Genomic DNA, 16,229 nt, shown 5'->3' on the forward strand with positions numbered 1-16,229 from the left:
GCCGCGAGCCCCTCGGGCTTCGCGGCCGTCGCCGTCTGTGGGACGTGGAGCGCTACGTCCAGGAAGCCACGAAGTAGCCCACCCCGTAGGGCGCGTCCTCGTACAGAAGGCGGCCCGTGCCGTCCCGCTTGTCCCAGGCGGCGCTGAGCAGCTGCCACGGGGCGCGTCCGGAGATCTTCAGTTCGCGGGCGAGATCGGGGTCCAGGTTCGCGAGCGTGCCGTCGGCATCGAGGTCGCGCAGCGCCGCGGCGACGGCCGCGTCCACGCCCTCGGCGCGCTCGTCCAGGTAACCGGGAGCCTTCAGCGTGCGGCAGGCCGTGCCGTCGCCCATGACGAGGAAGCCCACCCGCTCGGCGTCGGCGGCGCCGGAGAACGCCGAGCCGTCGCCCGCCGTCTCGTAGCCGCGCACCGCACCGGTCCACCCCGCGCGCGCGAGCAGCCACGCGCCTACGGAGAGGGACGGCGGGAGCGTCGCCTCGACGGTGTCGGACGGCGCCGCGCCCAGGTGCACGTCGACGTCGACGCCGAAGGGGCGGAAGGAGCCGCGTGCGCCCGGCTCGTGAACGCCCGTGCGCGGGCCCTCGCCGATGACCCACACCACGTCGGGCTCCGCCGCGAGCAGCGCCGCGATCGCCTCGTCGCAGGCCGCCCGCGCGGCGTCCAGCTCCGGGGCCGCACCGGCGGCGACCTCGGGCACGAGCAGGGGCGGACACGGGCAGACGGCAGCGGCGACAAGCATGATCGGCAGCCTACTCGTCGGGCGGCCGCCAGTAGTCGGGGGTGGCGTCGGACGGCTCCGCCGCGGTGTCGCCCTGCGGCGGGGCCCAGACGTCCCGCCGCAGCTGGGACGGGGGCCGGGGCGGTCCCGGATCCTGGCCGTCGTCCGTGCTCCAGACCAGCTCGGCGAGGCGGTACCGCACGTCGTGCGTGGACATCGCGCCGGTGACCCGGACGTAGTACGCGTCGTCGTGCTCGCGGAACACCTCGCGGCCGCGCTGGCGCAGGCCGGGCCTGTGCCGGTGCTCGCACGCGTACCGGTACAGGGTGGCCCTGGCCTCGTCGCGGCTCGACTCGAAGCGGGTGAGCGGGCTGAAGCCGTGCCCCTCACCCGCGCCGTACTCCAGTGTGATCACCCAGCGCGTCATCCGATCCCCCCGTCGTGGCGCGTCAGTCGACGGCGCAGCCCCCGGTCACGGCCGGCAGCGGCTCGGGAACGCCGATCTGCGGGAGGCCGAGCAGCACGCCCTGCTTCTTGTCCTGCTCCTCCTGGTTGCGCTTCTCCCACGCGTCACCCGCGCGCGTGCGGCGCACGTTGAGGACCTCGCCCTCGGCGAGCAGGTGGTGCGGGGCCGCGTACGTGATCTCGACGGTCACGACGTCACCGGGGCGCACCTCGGCCTCGGGCTTGGTGAAGTGCACGAGACGGTTGTCGGGGGCGCGGCCGGAGAGGCGGTGGGTGGCGCCGTTCTTGCGGCCCTCGCCCTCGGCGACCATGAGGTCCACGGTGCGGCCGATCTGCTTCTTGTTCTCCTCCCAGGAGATCTCCTCCTGGAGGGCGACGAGGCGCTCGTAGCGGGCCTGCACGACCTCCTTGGGGATCTGGCCCTCCATGGTGGCGGCCGGCGTTCCGGGGCGCTTGGAGTACTGGAAGGTGAAGGCCTGCGCGAAGCGGGCCTCGCGCACGACGTGCATCGTCTGCTCGAAGTCCTCCTCGGTCTCGCCGGGGAAGCCCACGATGATGTCGGTCGTGATGGCCGCGTGCGGCATGGCCGCGCGGACCTTCTCGATGATGTTCAGGAACCGCTCCTGGCGGTACGAGCGGCGCATCGCCTTCAGGACCGTGTCGGAGCCGGACTGCAGCGGCATGTGCAGCTGCGGCATCACGTTCGGGGTCTCGGCCATGGCGGCGATCACGTCGTCCGTGAAGTCGCGCGGGTGCGGGGACGTGAAGCGCACGCGCTCCAGGCCCTCGATGCCGCCGCAGGCGCGCAGCAGCTTGCTGAAGGCCTCGCGGTCGCCGATGTCGCTCCCGTAGGCGTTCACGTTCTGGCCGAGCAGCGTGATCTCGGAGACACCCTCGCCGACCAGTGCCTCGATCTCCGCCAGGATGTCGCCCGTCCTGCGGTCCTTCTCCTTGCCGCGCAGCGCCGGGACGATGCAGAAGGTGCACGTGTTGTTGCAGCCGACCGAGATCGACACCCAGGCCGCGTACGCGCTCTCGCGGCGGGTGGGCAGCGTGGAGGGGAACGCCTCCAGGGACTCGGCGATCTCGACCTGGGCGTCCTCCTGGACGCGGGCGCGCTCCAGGAGGACGGGCAGCTTGCCGATGTTGTGCGTGCCGAAGACGACGTCCACCCAGGGCGCCTTCTTCACGATGGTGTCGCGGTCCTTCTGGGCGAGGCAGCCGCCCACCGCGATCTGCATCCCCGGACGCTCCGCCTTCTTGGGGGCGAGGTGGCCGAGGTTGCCGTAGAGCTTGTTGTCAGCGTTCTCCCGCACCGCGCACGTGTTGAAGACCACGACGTCGGCGTCGCCTTCGGAGCCCTCGGGGGCGCGCACATAACCGGCGCCCTCCAGGAGACCCGACAAGCGCTCGGAGTCGTGGACGTTCATCTGACACCCGTAGGTGCGTACTTCGTATGTCTTCGGTGAACGGTCGTCCACGGCCGGACGCGGGTCGCTGCTGCTCATGACAACAAGGGTATGGGGTTCCCGGAGTGCTTCTGTGGCGCCTTCCTCGTCCTGCGGAAGCCGTGGCGCGCACGTCACCGAACGTGACCGCAAGGGGACGTTCCGAACCTGGTCACCGCGCGCCCCCAACTGGCAGGATCACGCCATGCCGCAGCCGACCCTCCGCGTCACCCGCCGCAGCGCCCTCCTGGGCGCCACGGCCGGACTCGTGGTGTTCGGCCTGCTGTTGTGGTGGCTGCTGCCGCTCGGCGAGCAGTCGCCCCGCGGCCAGGTGACCTTCAGCACCGGCGCGCGTACAGGCGTCTACGAGCGGTACGGCAAGCTCCTGGAGCGGGCCGTCGACCGCGACCTGCCCGACCTGGGGGTCACGCTCAAGGGCAGCCAGGGCTCCTGGGAGAACGTGGAGCGGGTGGCCACCGGCGAGGCCGACTTCACCATCGCCGCGGCGGACGCCGTCGCCAAATACCAGTCCGAGGGCCGGCCCGGCGCGAAACGCCTGCGCGGCTGCGCCCGCCTCTACGACGACTACATGCAGCTCGTCGTGAAGCGGTCCTCCTCCGTGAAGAAGGTCGCCGACATGCGCGGCATGAGGGTGGCGGTGGGCGGCCGGAGTTCCGGGGTACGGCTGATCGCCGAGCGGATCCTGAAGGCGGCGGGCCTCGACGTCCGCAAGGACGTCACCGAGGTGGGCATCGGCATAGACGCCATGCCGCGCGCCCTGGAGTCCGGCGAGATCGACGCGTTCTTCTGGTCGGGGGGCCTGCCCACCAACCACGTACGGAAGCTGTCCGAGGACGCCCCGATCCGGCTCGTCGAACTCGGCTCGCTGGTCGACAAGTTGCACGCCATGGGCGGCTACTCGCGCTACTACCGGGCCGCCGTGATGCCCGCCGACGCCTACCCGGCGGCCCAACGGGGCGAACCCGTCAGCACGTTGGCGGTGGCGAACCTGCTGGTGACGACCGACCGGGTGGACCCGGAGCTGACCGAGGCGGTCACCCGTACGGTCATCGACAGCCGTGACCACATCGGGGCGAAGGTGCACGCGGCGCAGCTCGTCGACCTCAGGACGGCCGTCTACACGGACCCCCTCACCCTCCACGAAGGGGCGCGCCGCTACTACCGCTCCGTCAAGCCCTGAGCGGCCGTCTCCCGGCCCGAACCGCTCTCCGTACCCTTCGCCTCGCGAACCTGCTCCGCGGCCCCCTGAGCGGGCACCGGCGCCGTCCTGGGCACCCGCAGCGTCACCTCCAGGCCGTACGGTTCCCGCCGCGCGTATCCGAGGGAGCCGCCGCCCGCCGTCAGCAGGGCCCGCGAGATGGACAGGCCGAGACCCGAGCCCTTGATGTTCTGGTGCCGGCCGCTGCGCCAGAACCGGTCGCCGATCCGGGCGAGTTCCTCTTCGCCCAGGCCGGGGCCGCCGTCGGCGACCTCGATCACCGTCGCGTCTCCGGTGGCCCTGGCCGTGACGGTCACCTGTTCGCCCTCGGGCGTGAACTTCAGGGCGTTGTCGACCACGGCGTCCAGGGCGCTGGACAGCGCGACCGGATCCGCCCAGCCGGTGACGGCGGGGCAGTCGGCCACGAGCCGTACGCCCTTCTCGTCCGCCAGTGGGCGCCAGGCCTCCACCCGCTCGGCGGCCAGCTCGCCGATGTCGGTGAGCTGGAGGTCGGCGGCGGCGTGCTCGGCCAGGGCCAGGTCGAGGAGGTCGTCGAGAACCCGGCCGAGACGCTTGCCCTCGGCCTTAACGGACCCGATCTCCTCGTTCCCCTCCGGGAGTTCGAGCGCCAGTACGTCGATGCGCAGCATCAGGGCGGCGAGTGGGTTGCGCAGTTGGTGCGAGGCGTCGGCGACGAAGGCGCGCTGCTGTTCGAGCACGTCCTCGACGTTGTCGGCCATCTCGTTGAACGACCGGGCCAGGCGCCGGAGTTCCGGCGGGCCGCCGGCCGCCGCGACCCGCGACTTCAGGCGCCCCGTGGCGATGTCGTGGGTCGTCGCGTCCAGGACCCGTACGGGCCTGAGCACCCAGCCGGTCAGCCGCAGCGCGGCACCCACGGCGAGCAGCATCGCGGCCACCTCGCCCGCGCCGATGACCAGCCAGCCGCGCAGCGTCTTGCTGCGCATCGCGCCGGTCGGCGACTCGGTGACCACGACCGCGACGACGTCACCGTCCCGGATGACGGGCGAGGCGACCACGAGCCGGCCCCGCTGCCACGGCCACACCTGCGGCGGATCGTGGCTGCCGCGCGAGTACAGGGCCTCGTCGAACGCGGCGCGCAGCACACCCTCGGAGCCGGGCGGCGGCACCGTGAAGTCCTCGGGCGCGCGGCCCATCGGCTCCTCGTCCCGGTAGAAGACACCGGCCTTGATGCCGTACACCTCGTGGTAGCGGGCGAGTTCGGTGCGCAGCGTCTGCTGCCGCTCGTCGCTCACCACCTTCTCGCCCTTGCCGGCCTTGTCCGGGCGCGTGGCCACGAACTGCGCGAGGGAGGCGAACCGCGCGGTGTCGTCGATGCGGTCGACGACCACCTTCTGCTGCTGGGCGGAGGCGACGCTCACGGCCAGCGGAAAGCCGAGCGCGAGCAGCACACCCGCCATGAGGACGATGAGCAGCGGAAGCAGGCGGGCGCGCACGCCAGGACTCTACGGCTTCTGTTACGCGGCCGGGGCGACGAGCCGGTAACCGACTCCCCGCACGGTCTCGATGAGGGTCGGCATGCGCAGCTTGGAGCGCAGCGAGGCGACATGCACCTCCAGGGTGCGCCCCGTGCCCTCCCAACTGGTCCGCCACACCTCGCTGATGATCTGCTCCCTGCGGAAGACGACGCCCGGGCGCTGCGCCAGGAGCGCGAGCAGGTCGAACTCCTTGCGGGTGAGCTGGACCGCCTCTCCCCCGACCGCGACCTTACGGGTGGGCAGATCGATGCTGACGTCCCCGAACCGCACCTCGTGGTCGACGGCCGCGGCGGGCTCCTCCTGCACCGTGCGGCGGCTCACCGCGTGGATGCGGGCGAGCAGCTCCCCTATGTCGTACGGCTTCACCACGTAGTCGTCCGCGCCGAGATTGAGCCCATGGATGCGCGAACGTACGTCCGCACGCGCGGTCACCATGATCACGGGCGTCGTGGTGCGCTTGCGGATCCGGCCGCACACCTCGTAGCCGTCCAGATCGGGCAGGCCCAGGTCGAGCAGTACGACGCCGAAGGCGTCCGCCTCGGGCACCAGCGCCTGCAGGGCCTCCTCACCGCTGCGGGCGTGCCGCACCTCGAAGCCGTGCCGGGACAGGACCGCCGAAAGGGCACCGGCCACGTGGTCGTCGTCCTCGACGAGCAGCAGTCTCATTACGCCCCCTCACCTGTCCCGCGCGGTTCACCAAGGCATCCACTCCGAAAAGTAAGGACGACGTCAAGAGCCTTCCGGTTACGGCCGTGTTCCGTTATGCAGCCGGTATGAGCAGCCCGCGCCCCCTTCACGCATAGTGTCCGGTTGCGGCCGGATCGTTATGCTCAATTTCCCCTCAGATGTAATGACGCTGGTCGTACGGGGTTACTACTGTCCTCCCAACCGAGGAGGACGGAGCAAGACCCCGATGACCGAAGTTTCGGTGACCAAGGACGCCACTCCCCCTGCGGGCGACGCACTGGTCGCACTGAGCCGAGTCAACAAGCACTTCGGCGCGTTGCACGTGCTCCAGGACATCGACCTGACCATCGCGCGAGGCGAGGTCGTCGTCGTCATCGGCCCGTCGGGCTCCGGCAAGTCGACGCTGTGCCGCACGATCAACCGCCTGGAGACCGTCGATTCCGGCGACATCACGATCGACGGCAAGCCGCTGCCCCAGGAGGGCAAGGAGCTGGCCCGCCTGCGCGCCGACGTGGGGATGGTCTTCCAGTCGTTCAACCTCTTCGCGCACAAGACGGTGCTGGAGAACGTGACGCTGGGGCAGGTCAAGGTCCGCAAGGCGGACAAGAAGGCGGCCGAGGACAAGGCGCGTGCGCTCCTCGACCGGGTCGGTGTCGCCGCACAGGCCGACAAGTACCCCGCGCAGCTCTCCGGCGGCCAGCAGCAACGCGTCGCCATCGCGCGTGCGTTGGCGATGGACCCGAAGGTGATGCTCTTCGACGAGCCGACGTCGGCGCTCGACCCGGAGATGATCAACGAGGTCCTGGAAGTGATGCAGCAGCTCGCCCGCGACGGCATGACGATGGTGGTGGTCACGCACGAGATGGGCTTCGCCCGCTCCGCGGCCAACCGCGTCGTCTTCATGGCGGACGGCCGGATCGTCGAGGAGGCCGTCCCCGACCAGTTCTTCAGCAATCCGCGCAGCGACCGGGCCAAGGACTTCCTGTCGAAGATCCTGCACCACTAGACGCGCGCCCCGCGCGGGCCGCAACTGGCGACCCGCGCGCGCGTGTTGCTTATCCCTACTGCCGTATCTGCCGACACGAAGGATGTTCACCATGAAGCTCCGTAAGTCCGCCGCAGCGGCCGCCGCCGTCGCCGCGCTCGCGCTGACCGCCACCGCCTGTGGCGGCGAGTCCGGCAACGCCGGTGACAAGCCCGCCGGGGCTTCGGGTGGCAAGAACCAGCCGAAGCTGCCCACGTACGCGGTGAAGAGCGATGTGAAGGTCGACTCCGCGACCCTGGAGAAGGCCCAGAAGGCCGGCAAGCTCGTCATTGGTTCCAAGGACGACCAGCCGTACCTGGGCTTCCAGGACTCCAGCGGCAAGCGCTCCGGCTTCGACATCGAGATCGCCAAGATGGTCGCCGCCGACCTCGGCTTCAAGGCCGACCAGATCACGTTCAAGACGATCGACTCCGGCGTCCGCGAGACCACCATCTCCAAGGGCGATGTCGACCTCTACGTAGGCACGTACACGATCAACGACGAGCGCAAGAAGCAGGTCGGCTTCGCGGGCCCGTACATGATGGCCGGCGCCGACCTCCTCATCCGCAGCGACGAGAAGGGCATCACGGGCCCGACCTCCCTGAAGGGCAAGAAGGTCTGCTCCATCAAGGGTTCGACCCCGCTGCAGGAGATCAAGAAGCCCAAGTACGGCGCCGAGACCGTCGAGCTGGCGAAGTACTCCGAGTGCGTGCAGCAGCTGCTCAACAACGAGGTCGACGCCGTCACCACCGACGACGCGATCCTGAAGGGCTACGCCGCGCAGAACCCGAAGAAGCTCAAGGTCGTCGGCAAGCCCTTCACCGAGGAGCCGTACGGCGTGGGCATGGGCAAGGACGACAAGGCCCTGCGCGACGCGGTCTCCGACGCCCTGGAGGCGCACGTGAAGAACGGCGACTACAAGAAGGCGTACGACGCGACGCTCGGCCTCTCCGGCGCCGAGTACACCGAGCCGCCGGCCCTGGAGCGCTACTGAGCGCTGCTGAGCGTTCGGCACTCCTGAGCGTCCAGCCGCCTGTCTCTCGCAGGCAGTGAGTTGACCGTGTCCCTGTACGCCGCTTCGGCGTACAGGGCGCGGCTCCCCCTGCCCGACCGCTGCCGCCCCACGAGGAACTCCCCGTGAATGTACTGCTCGACCACCTTTCGGAATTCCGCGAGGGATTCCTCGGCACCATAGGCCTGACCCTGGCCAGTGGCCTCCTCGCGATGCTGCTGGGCACGATCCTCGCCGGTTTCCGGGTCTCGCCCGTACCGCCCCTGCGGTACTTCGGCACCGCCTGGGTCACGCTGTTCCGCAACACCCCGCTGACGCTGCTGTTCCTCGTCATCTGGTTCGCGGTGCCCCAGGTCCTCGACTTCGGCTTCAGCCCGTGGGTCAAGGCCCTGATCGTGCTGAGCTGCTACACCTCGTCGTTCGTGTGCGAGGCCGTGCGCTCCGGCATCAGCACCGTGCCGCTCGGGCAGGCCGAGGCGGCGCGCTCGATCGGCATGTCGTTCTTCCAGACGCTCGGCCTGATCATCCTGCCGCAGGCGGTGCGCACCGTGCTGCCGCCGCTGAGCTCCATCTTCATCGCGCTGACCAAGAACTCGGCCATCGCGGGCGCCTTCAGCGTCACCGAACTGTTCGGCTGGCAGAAGCTGTTGAGCGACCAGGGGTACCCGATCGCCTGGGTCTTCCTGTGGGTGGCACTCGGCTACCTGGTCATCACCTTCGCCATCAGCATCTTGTTCCGGGTGCTCGAGAGGACCCTGGAGGTCGCCCGATGAGTGCCAGCGTTCTCTACGACGCCCCGGGCCCCAAGGCCCGTACGCGCAACCGGATCTACACCGTCGTCGGTACGCTCGCGGTCGTCGGCCTCATCGTCTTCGTGATCGCGCAGCTCGCGTCCAAGGACCAGTTCGCCACCGCCAAGTGGGACATCTTCAACTACGCCAATGTCCGCGCGGCGATCCGTGACGGCATCCTGACCACCCTGAAGGTCTTCGCCGCCGCGGGCGCGCTCTCCCTGGTGTTCGGCGTCGTCCTGGCGGTGGCCCGCTACTCGGACCACCGGCCGATCCGCTGGTTCGCCACCGGCTTCATCGAGCTGTTCCGCGCCATCCCGCTGCTGATCACCATTTACGCCCTGTGGGTTCTTTTCCTCACCTACAAGAGCGACCTGGGCGTCATCGGCGAGAACAACGCCTTCTGGGCGCTCGTGATCGGCCTGACGGTCTACAACAGCTCGGTGCAGGCGGAGGTGCTGCGGGCCGGCTTCCAGGCCGTACCGCGCGGCCAGGTCGAGGCGGCGTACGCGCTGGGCCTGCGCAAGTATCAAGTGATGACCATGCTGCTGCTGCCGCAGGCCATCCGCTCGATGCTGCCGACGATTATCAGCCAGCTCGTGGTCACCCTCAAGGACACCTCGCTCGGCTACATCATCACGTACGCGGAGCTGCTGTACGCGGCCCGCAAGCTGGCCAACAACACGCTGGTCGACGGCGAATACCCGTACGTTCCGGTACTCATCGTGACCGGCACGATCTACGTCCTGATGTGTCTGGCCCTGTCCGCGCTCGCCAACTGGATCGAGCGCCGCGGCCGCCGCGCCAAGACCGGCATCAAGGTGGCCGCTGCCGCCGAGCCCGTCGGCGAGGGTGGCCTGAAGGACGCCGCGGACCTGCCCGGCGGGGCCGGCCACGGCGCCGGGGCTGCCGAGGCGACCACCGAGCCGACCGCTGATCCGTCGGCGACCGATGACCGATCCGAAGGACCCGGTTCGCCGAGGAGTTGACCCGACCCCGGGCGCGGGGCCCGAGCTGCACGGCGGCAGTGGCGTGATCGCCACTGCCGCCGTCACTTGACGCAAGCACCGGCAATGGGTTGCATACGCTCTGTGAACGCGCACCCCGCTCCAACTGCCCCTCTTTGTACGTCCAGTACGCCGCCCGTGCCCTGGCACGGGGCACTTCCCGGCGGGCCTCTCGGGGCGGGAGGGGCCGCGCCGTGGACCCGGTGATCGTCGTCGGCGCGGGTCCGGTCGGGCTCGCGCTGTCCCTCGCCCTCGCCCGGCAGGGCGTGCCCTGCGTACTCCTGGACGAGGGTCCCGGCAAGGACGAACAGCGGCCCGCTCGCACGGTGGTGCTGCGCGAGGACACCGCGGCGCTCGTCGAGCGGCTGGCGGGTACGTCGTTCGAGGGGATCGGCGCGCGCTGGACGGGCTGGCGCTCCATGCGCCGCAAGCAAGTGATGGGTGTGCTCACCTTCGGTGAGCAGAACGCGGAGAGTGAGCGGGGTGCATCCGGTGGACCGGGGTCACCCGGTGGGTCGGTGTCGCCCGGCGGGCCGGGGGCGCCCGGTGAATCGCTGCCCGCTCCGCTGCACATCGCCCAGCACGACCTGACCGATGCACTGCGCAAGGCCGTCGCCGCCGAGCGGCTCATCAAGGTCGCCGTCGACAGCCGCCTCGATTCGCTCGAGGAGGAGAAGACGGGCCTGACCGCGCACACCCGCGGCCCGAAGGGCACGTGGTGGCGCGGCAGTTACCTCGTGGGCTGCGACGGGCCGCGTTCCACGGTCCGCAAGCTCCTCGACATCCGCTTCCCCGGCCGCACCGCCGTCGAACGACACGCGGTCGCCGCGCTGCGCGCGGAACTTCCATGGCCCGGTGAGGCGTTGCTCCATCGGAGCCCTCCGTGGCGGGCCTCGGGCCGCTCGGGCTCGGAGGTCGTCGGCCGCCCCCTGGCCGACGGCGTCTGGCGCCTGGACTGGCTGCTGCCGCCCCGCAGCGACCTGGTCACCCCGGATGCCCTGGTCACTCGCATCCGGGAGACCCTCGCGGGCTGGTGCGCAGGCTCCACCCCGCCGTACGAACTGCTCGACACCGGAGTCCATACGGTCCACCACCGGCTCGCCCGCCGTTGGCGCGTGGGCCGCGTCTTCCTCGCGGGGGACGCGGCGCACCTGCTGGGCGCGCTCGGCACGCAGGGCCTTGACGAGGGGCTGCGCGACGCCGACAACCTCGCCTGGAAGCTCGCGCTGGCCTGGCACGACGGGGCGCACTCCGCCGCCGACGCGCTGCTCGACAGCTATCAGGCCGAGCGCCGGGCCGTGGTGGCCGGGCGGCTGCGCGCCGCCGACCAGGCGCTGCCGATACTGCGCGGTGGCGGCGGGCTGCGCGCGTACGTCCCAGGTGCCGCGCGCGGGCACGACGCACTACTTACGGATGGTCACTTGGGGCACGGTCCGCTCGGCGCGCCGGGCGCGTACGCCGACTCACCACTCGCGCCCGCGCGCTCGGAGTCGCGCGTGGAGGTGGGCACGGCGACCGGCGCGCCGGTCGCCGATGTCGAAGTGACCGCGCCCGACGGCTCGTTCGTGCACCTGAGGGACCGGCTCGGCCGCGGGCCGCTGCTCGTCGTGCTCGTCGCCCCCGGGACCGGGGTGTGGGAGCGCAAGCACTGGATGTCGGCGGGTCTGATGCCACGGCTCGCGGCAGCCGTCGCGGCGCTTCCCCACGAGGCCGAGCTGCTCGTCGCGGAGCGTTACCCGCAGGCCCCGGCGCACACGGTGCTGCTGATCCGGCCCGACGGGCATCTGGTCACGGCGCTGAGCGGTGTACGCCCGGCGGAGCTCTACGAAGCCGCGCGCACGGCCGTCGGCAGGCCCGCGGAGGAGAAGGGACCGGTGAAGAGCGGCGCCGGCCGCTGAACCGTTCGTTGATCTGTCGGTGAGTTGACCGTCTCCTGCCCCCATGGTGTACTCCGGAGCGTGACGGTCGACACCGATGTACGCCTGTGGCGGAGGGTCCATATGGACCTCGTCCGCTACGCGGGCTGCGTGTGTCACCCCTCCTGCTGAATTCGCACTTCGCATTCCTTCCTTTCACGCGCCCCCGCCGTCCGGCGTTCCGGCGGCGCGTGCTGCTCGCGAACTCTCAGGACGGTACTGGTGTCCAGTTTCACGCAATCCGCCCCCGCGCAATCCGCTGCGCACTCCCGTACGGACTCCTCTCCTACGGCTTCCTCCCGTACGTCGTCGGCCGCGCCCACGCAGGCCGACCTTCTCGCATTCGTCCGCCGCGTCGCCGAGGACCGCGACCTGATCGCCTCGCTCCCGCTCGACCCGGAGGGCCGCACCTGGCTGCGGCTCGAAGGCCCCGACGGCAGCGAGGCCTGGCTCATCGGCTGGCCTCCGGGCACCGGCACGGGCTGGCACGACCATGCCGAGTCCGTGGGCGCCTTCCTGACCGCGGGCGGCGCCCTCACGGAGAACTCGCTCGCCGCCCGCCTTCCCACCGACGGGTGGAAGACCCTGGAGCTCTCCGAAGACGTCGACAGAGAACGGAAGTTGACGGCGGGTGAGGGACGCGCCTTCGGCCGGCACCATGTGCACGAGGTCCTCAACGAGTCCCCCACCGAACACGCCGTCTCGGTCCACGCCTACTACCCGCCACTGCCCCGGATCCGGCGCTACAGCCGCACCGGCCCGGTGCTGCGCCTGGAGTCGGTGGAGCGCCCGGAGGACTGGCAGTGAGCGCGCCCGGCCCACGTCCGGTGGGCATCGACGACCACCTGGAGCGGGTGCGCTCCGGTCTCGACCGGGTCGAGGCGCGGGACGCGTTCGACGCGGCGTCCCACGGCGAGGCGCTCCTGGTCGACATCCGGTACGCGGCGCTGCGGGAGCGCGACGGCCTGATCCCCGGCGCGCTCGTGGTCGAGCGCAACGAACTGGAGTGGCGCCTCGACCCCCGTGGCAGCCACCGCGCCCCGGAGGCCACCGGTCACGACCTGCGTGTCGTGGTCGTCTGCAACGAGGGCTACGCGTCGTCTCTCGCCGCCGCCTCCCTGCACCAACTGGGCCTGCACCGCGCGACGGACCTGGTCGGCGGCTTCCAGGCGTGGCGAGCGGCGGGGCTGCCGGTCACGGAGGCGTAGAGGGCCGGGCCTGGCGGTCCGGGGGTGCGAGAGCGCGGCGCGCCCCCGGCACCCGGCACCCGGCACCTGGCACCTGGCACCTGGCACCTGGCACCTGGCACCTGGCACCCGCGGAGTCGGCACCCACGGAGTCGTTACTCGAACCCCAAGTCCTCGGTTTCCTCCCCCTCTTCCTCCAGCGCCTGCCGCACCACTCGCAGCGCCATGCCCTCCGGATAGCCCTTGCGGGCGAGCATCCCCGCGAGGCGGCGCAGCCTCTTGTCCCGCTCGAGGCCCCGCGTGGAACGGAGCTTGCGCGCCACGAGTTCGCGCGCGGTCTCCTCCTCCCGCTCGGAGTCGAGCTGGCCGACCGCCTCGTCGATCACCGTCGAGTCCACGCCCTTGGTCCGCAGCTCACGGGCGAGCGCCCGGCGGGCAAGCCCCCGGCCGTGGTGCCGCGACTCCACCCACGCGTCCGCGAAGGCGCTGTCGTTGATCAGCCCCACCTCTTCGAACCGGGTGAGCACCTCGTCCGCCACGTCGTCGGGGATCTCGCGCTTGTGCAGCGCGTCGGCCAACTGCTTGCGCGTGCGCGGAGTCCCGGTGAGCAGGCGCAGACAGATGTTCCGCGCCCGCTCAGCCGGGTCTCCTGACGGCGCCCCCCGCTCGGCCCTCGACGAGCCGGAGGAGCCGTCGTCCTCCTCGGCGCCGGACGGATCCCCGAATCCGCCCCGGCGCCGACGCCCGCGCGGCCCGGCTCCGCCCCGCTTGCGCCCACCACGGCGCGGCCCGTCCGCCGCGCCGCTTCCCGCTTCTACGTCGTCCCCGGCCTCGCCGTACGCCGCGTCGTCGTACGCCCCGCCGCCCCCGCTCCCCCGGTCCTCGGGAACGGCGAAGCGCACGTCGTCATCGGCCCAGTCGGTTCGTCGTGTCACGGCGGACTAGCTCTTGGCCGCCGCGGCCTTGGACTTGGCCGCCTTGGGCGCGGGCACCGTCTTGGCCGCATCCTCGGCAGGGGCTGCCTCCGCCGCCGCGTCCGCGCTCGGCTCGCTGCCCGGCTCCTCCGGACGGACGCCGACGCCCAGCTTCTCCTTGATCTTCTTCTCGATCTCGTTGGCCAGGTCGGGGTTGTCCTTCAGGAAGTTGCGCGCGTTCTCCTTGCCCTGGCCGAGCTGGTCGCCCTCGTACGTGTACCAGGCGCCGGCCTTGCGGACGAAGCCGTGCTCCACGCCCATGTCGATCAGGCCGCCCTCGCGGGAGATGCCCTGCCCGTAGAGGATGTCGAACTCGGCCTGCTTGAAGGGCGGCGCGACCTTGTTCTTGACGACCTTGACGCGGGTGCGGTTGCCGACCGCGTCCGTGCCGTCCTTAAGGGTCTCGATACGGCGGATGTCGATACGCACCGAGGCGTAGAACTTCAGCGCGCGGCCACCGGTCGTGGTCTCGGGCGAGCCGAACATGACGCCGATCTTCTCGCGCAGCTGGTTGATGAAGATCGCGGTGGTCTTGGACTGGTTGAGCGCGCTGGTGATCTTCCGGAGCGCCTGGCTCATCAGGCGGGCCTGCAGACCCACGTGCGAGTCACCCATCTCGCCCTCGATCTCCGCGCGCGGCACGAGCGCGGCGACGGAGTCGATGACGATCAGGTCGAGGGCGCCGGAGCGGACCAGCATGTCGACGATCTCGAGAGCCTGCTCGCCGTTGTCCGGCTGGGACAGGATCAGGTTGTCGATGTCGACGCCGAGCTTCTTGGCGTACTCGGGGTCGAGCGCGTGCTCGGCGTCCACGAAGGCCACCTGGCCGCCGGCCTTCTGCGCGTTGGCCACGGCGTGCAGGGTCAGGGTCGTCTTACCGGAGGACTCCGGCCCGTACACCTCCACCACACGGCCACGCGGAATGCCGCCGACGCCGAGCGCGACGTCGAGCGCGGTCGACCCGGTGGGGATGACCTCGATGGGCTCATTCGGCCGCTCGCCCATGCGCATCACTGCGCCCTTGCCGAATTGCCGTTCAATCTGCGCGAGCGCGGCGTCGAGCGCCTTCTCGCGGTCGGTTCCTGCCATGGGTTCCACCCGGTTTGCTTGAGTCGATCGCTTCACGCCAAAGACGCTAACGCCTGCCACTGACAATCGGCCTCGACGCCTGTCTCGCCTGTGGATAACTCGAGGCCCTTCGCCCGGCCACCCTCCCCGAATCCCTTGGAAACACTGGGAAAAGTGGCTCTGGACATTCCATAAGAATGGATGTTCGATTTTGGTGTCAAGCGCGCCACGCGGGTCGGCGCTCCTCGGCTACCGTGGCTCCGCATGACCCACACAGCGACCGAGATCACCGCAGAACTGGTCCAAGAGCTGCTCCACGAACAGCACCCCGACCTGGCCGACCGTCCCGTGAGACTCGGCGCCCGCGGCTGGGACAACCAGCTGTGGCGGCTCGGCGACGACCTCGCCGTCCGGCTGCCCTGGGCCACCGAGTCGGCGGACGCCCTGCTGCGCAAGGAGCACGCGTGGCTGCCCTCTCTCGCCGCGGATCTCCCCCTGGCCGTCCCTGTCCCCCAGCGCCTCGGTGAGCCCTCCGAGCGGTTTCCCCGCCCCTGGATCGTCACCACCTGGGTGCCGGGCACGCCCGCCGACCGGGCCCCTGTCACCTCCGCCGGATCGGCCGACGCCTTGGCCGCCTTCCTGAGCGCTCTGCACCGGCCGGCCCCCGAGGGGGCGCCGAACGGCCACGACCGCGGCCGTGGGGGGCCACTGGCCGAGCACACCGAGGGCTTCGCCCAGCAACTCGCTGAGGCCACCGAGTACGGCCTGGTCCCCGATCCGGACGCGGTCCGCGCGATCTGGGACGACGCCGCCGCCGCGCCGGAGTGGTCGGGGCCGCCGCTGTGGCTCCACGCCGATCTGCATCCGGCCAACGTCCTCACCGCGGACGGCGCGTTCTGCGGCGTGATCGACTTCGGTGATCTCTGCGCGGGCGATCCGGCCTGCGACCTCGCCGCCGCTTGGCTGCTGCTGCCGGACGGCGCCACCGAGCGCTTCCACAGCGCCTACCGTCCGGCCCCCGACGCCGCCACCCTGCGCCGCGCCCGCGGCTGGGCCGTGACGAAGGCCCTGGTCTGCATCCTCATCGGGCACGCCGGAGACCACGGCCGCCCCGGCGGCAAGCCCTCCTGGGGGCCGCCCGGACACGCCTCACTGCGCCGCCTCGTCGCGTCGGCCGCGCACTGACACAGGCGTAC

General features: G+C 71.0%; 17 protein-coding genes. 10 read left to right on the forward strand and 7 right to left on the reverse strand.

Annotated elements, in window-relative coordinates:
* Window positions 1–52: 52 nt before the first annotated feature.
* The 3 genes from ACFV9W_RS34785 to miaB are packed head-to-tail and all read right to left on the reverse strand — an operon-like array spanning window position 53 to window position 2,691.
* On the reverse strand, window positions 53–739 hold the full coding sequence (locus tag ACFV9W_RS34785) for a class III extradiol dioxygenase subunit B-like domain-containing protein (RefSeq protein WP_385769254.1): 687 nt from the start codon (window positions 737–739) through the stop codon (window positions 53–55).
* A 10-nt stretch (window positions 740–749) separates the two neighbouring features.
* Window positions 750–1,145 carry a hypothetical protein gene (locus ACFV9W_RS34790; protein ID WP_385769256.1) on the reverse strand — a complete coding sequence of 132 codons (396 nt, stop codon included), beginning with the start codon at window positions 1,143–1,145 and terminating at the stop codon, window positions 750–752.
* A 22-nt stretch (window positions 1,146–1,167) separates the two neighbouring features.
* Window positions 1,168–2,691: a tRNA (N6-isopentenyl adenosine(37)-C2)-methylthiotransferase MiaB gene (gene miaB, locus ACFV9W_RS34795; RefSeq protein WP_385769257.1), complete on the reverse strand. Its 1,524-nt coding sequence runs from the start codon at window positions 2,689–2,691 to the stop codon at window positions 1,168–1,170.
* Window positions 2,692–2,836: 145 nt separating this feature from the next.
* Here miaB and ACFV9W_RS34800 point away from each other — a divergent pair, with 145 nt between their 5' ends.
* Window positions 2,837–3,832: a TAXI family TRAP transporter solute-binding subunit gene (locus tag ACFV9W_RS34800; RefSeq protein ID WP_385769259.1), complete on the forward strand. Its 996-nt coding sequence runs from the start codon at window positions 2,837–2,839 to the stop codon at window positions 3,830–3,832.
* Here the strand turns inward: ACFV9W_RS34800 and ACFV9W_RS34805 are convergent.
* Both ACFV9W_RS34805 and ACFV9W_RS34810 read right to left on the reverse strand, forming a co-directional pair.
* Window positions 3,811–5,325, reverse strand: coding sequence for a sensor histidine kinase (locus ACFV9W_RS34805; RefSeq protein WP_385769261.1), 1,515 nt, complete (start codon window positions 5,323–5,325; stop codon window positions 3,811–3,813). The two genes, ACFV9W_RS34800 and ACFV9W_RS34805, sit on opposite strands and share 22 nt — an antisense overlap.
* Before the next feature lie 21 nt (window positions 5,326–5,346).
* Window positions 5,347–6,033 (reverse strand): response regulator transcription factor, encoded by a 687-nt coding sequence (locus ACFV9W_RS34810; protein WP_385769263.1) that lies wholly within the window; start codon window positions 6,031–6,033, stop codon window positions 5,347–5,349.
* A gap of 247 nt (window positions 6,034–6,280) precedes the next feature.
* On the opposite strand from ACFV9W_RS34810, the gene ACFV9W_RS34815 reads away from it, so the two are divergent.
* The 8 genes from ACFV9W_RS34815 (at window position 6,281) to ACFV9W_RS34850 (ending at window position 13,012) form a co-directional block, all read left to right on the forward strand.
* Complete coding sequence (locus ACFV9W_RS34815; RefSeq protein ID WP_326021164.1) at window positions 6,281–7,060, forward strand: amino acid ABC transporter ATP-binding protein; 780 nt, start codon at window positions 6,281–6,283, stop codon at window positions 7,058–7,060.
* A 91-nt stretch (window positions 7,061–7,151) separates the two neighbouring features.
* Window positions 7,152–8,072 carry a glutamate ABC transporter substrate-binding protein gene (locus ACFV9W_RS34820; protein WP_385769266.1) on the forward strand — a complete coding sequence of 307 codons (921 nt, stop codon included), beginning with the start codon at window positions 7,152–7,154 and terminating at the stop codon, window positions 8,070–8,072.
* Between the two features lie 143 nt (window positions 8,073–8,215).
* Window positions 8,216–8,863 (forward strand): amino acid ABC transporter permease, encoded by a 648-nt coding sequence (locus tag ACFV9W_RS34825; RefSeq protein ID WP_385769268.1) that lies wholly within the window; start codon window positions 8,216–8,218, stop codon window positions 8,861–8,863.
* Window positions 8,860–9,870 carry an amino acid ABC transporter permease gene (locus ACFV9W_RS34830; protein ID WP_385769270.1) on the forward strand — a complete coding sequence of 337 codons (1,011 nt, stop codon included), beginning with the start codon at window positions 8,860–8,862 and terminating at the stop codon, window positions 9,868–9,870. Before ACFV9W_RS34825 ends, ACFV9W_RS34830 begins: the two co-directional genes overlap by 4 nt.
* A gap of 212 nt (window positions 9,871–10,082) precedes the next feature.
* Window positions 10,083–11,786 carry an FAD-dependent monooxygenase gene (locus ACFV9W_RS34835; protein WP_385769272.1) on the forward strand — a complete coding sequence of 568 codons (1,704 nt, stop codon included), beginning with the start codon at window positions 10,083–10,085 and terminating at the stop codon, window positions 11,784–11,786.
* A gap of 60 nt (window positions 11,787–11,846) precedes the next feature.
* Complete coding sequence (locus ACFV9W_RS34840) at window positions 11,847–11,936, forward strand: putative leader peptide (protein WP_385769274.1); 90 nt, start codon at window positions 11,847–11,849, stop codon at window positions 11,934–11,936.
* Window positions 11,937–12,026: 90 nt separating this feature from the next.
* Window positions 12,027–12,611 (forward strand): cysteine dioxygenase, encoded by a 585-nt coding sequence (locus ACFV9W_RS34845; protein WP_385769276.1) that lies wholly within the window; start codon window positions 12,027–12,029, stop codon window positions 12,609–12,611.
* On the forward strand, window positions 12,608–13,012 hold the full coding sequence (locus tag ACFV9W_RS34850) for a rhodanese-like domain-containing protein (protein ID WP_385769278.1): 405 nt from the start codon (window positions 12,608–12,610) through the stop codon (window positions 13,010–13,012). The genes ACFV9W_RS34845 and ACFV9W_RS34850 overlap by 4 nt, the downstream gene beginning before the upstream one ends.
* A gap of 134 nt (window positions 13,013–13,146) precedes the next feature.
* Here ACFV9W_RS34850 and recX read toward each other — a convergent pair whose 3' ends face one another.
* Entirely contained in the window at window positions 13,147–13,926 is a 780-nt protein-coding gene (gene recX / locus ACFV9W_RS34855) for a recombination regulator RecX (protein ID WP_385769280.1), read from the reverse strand.
* Window positions 13,927–13,932: 6 nt separating this feature from the next.
* Window positions 13,933–15,054 carry a recombinase RecA gene (gene recA / locus ACFV9W_RS34860; protein ID WP_385769282.1) on the reverse strand — a complete coding sequence of 374 codons (1,122 nt, stop codon included), beginning with the start codon at window positions 15,052–15,054 and terminating at the stop codon, window positions 13,933–13,935.
* A 243-nt stretch (window positions 15,055–15,297) separates the two neighbouring features.
* Here recA and ACFV9W_RS34865 point away from each other — a divergent pair, with 243 nt between their 5' ends.
* A complete protein-coding gene (locus tag ACFV9W_RS34865; protein WP_385769284.1) occupies window positions 15,298–16,218 on the forward strand; it encodes an aminoglycoside phosphotransferase family protein in 921 nt (306 codons plus the stop codon).
* Window positions 16,219–16,229 lie beyond the last annotated feature (11 nt).

Source organism: Streptomyces sp. NPDC059897, from assembly GCF_042730865.1.
Classification (GTDB): Bacteria; Actinomycetota; Actinomycetes; order Streptomycetales; family Streptomycetaceae; genus Streptomyces.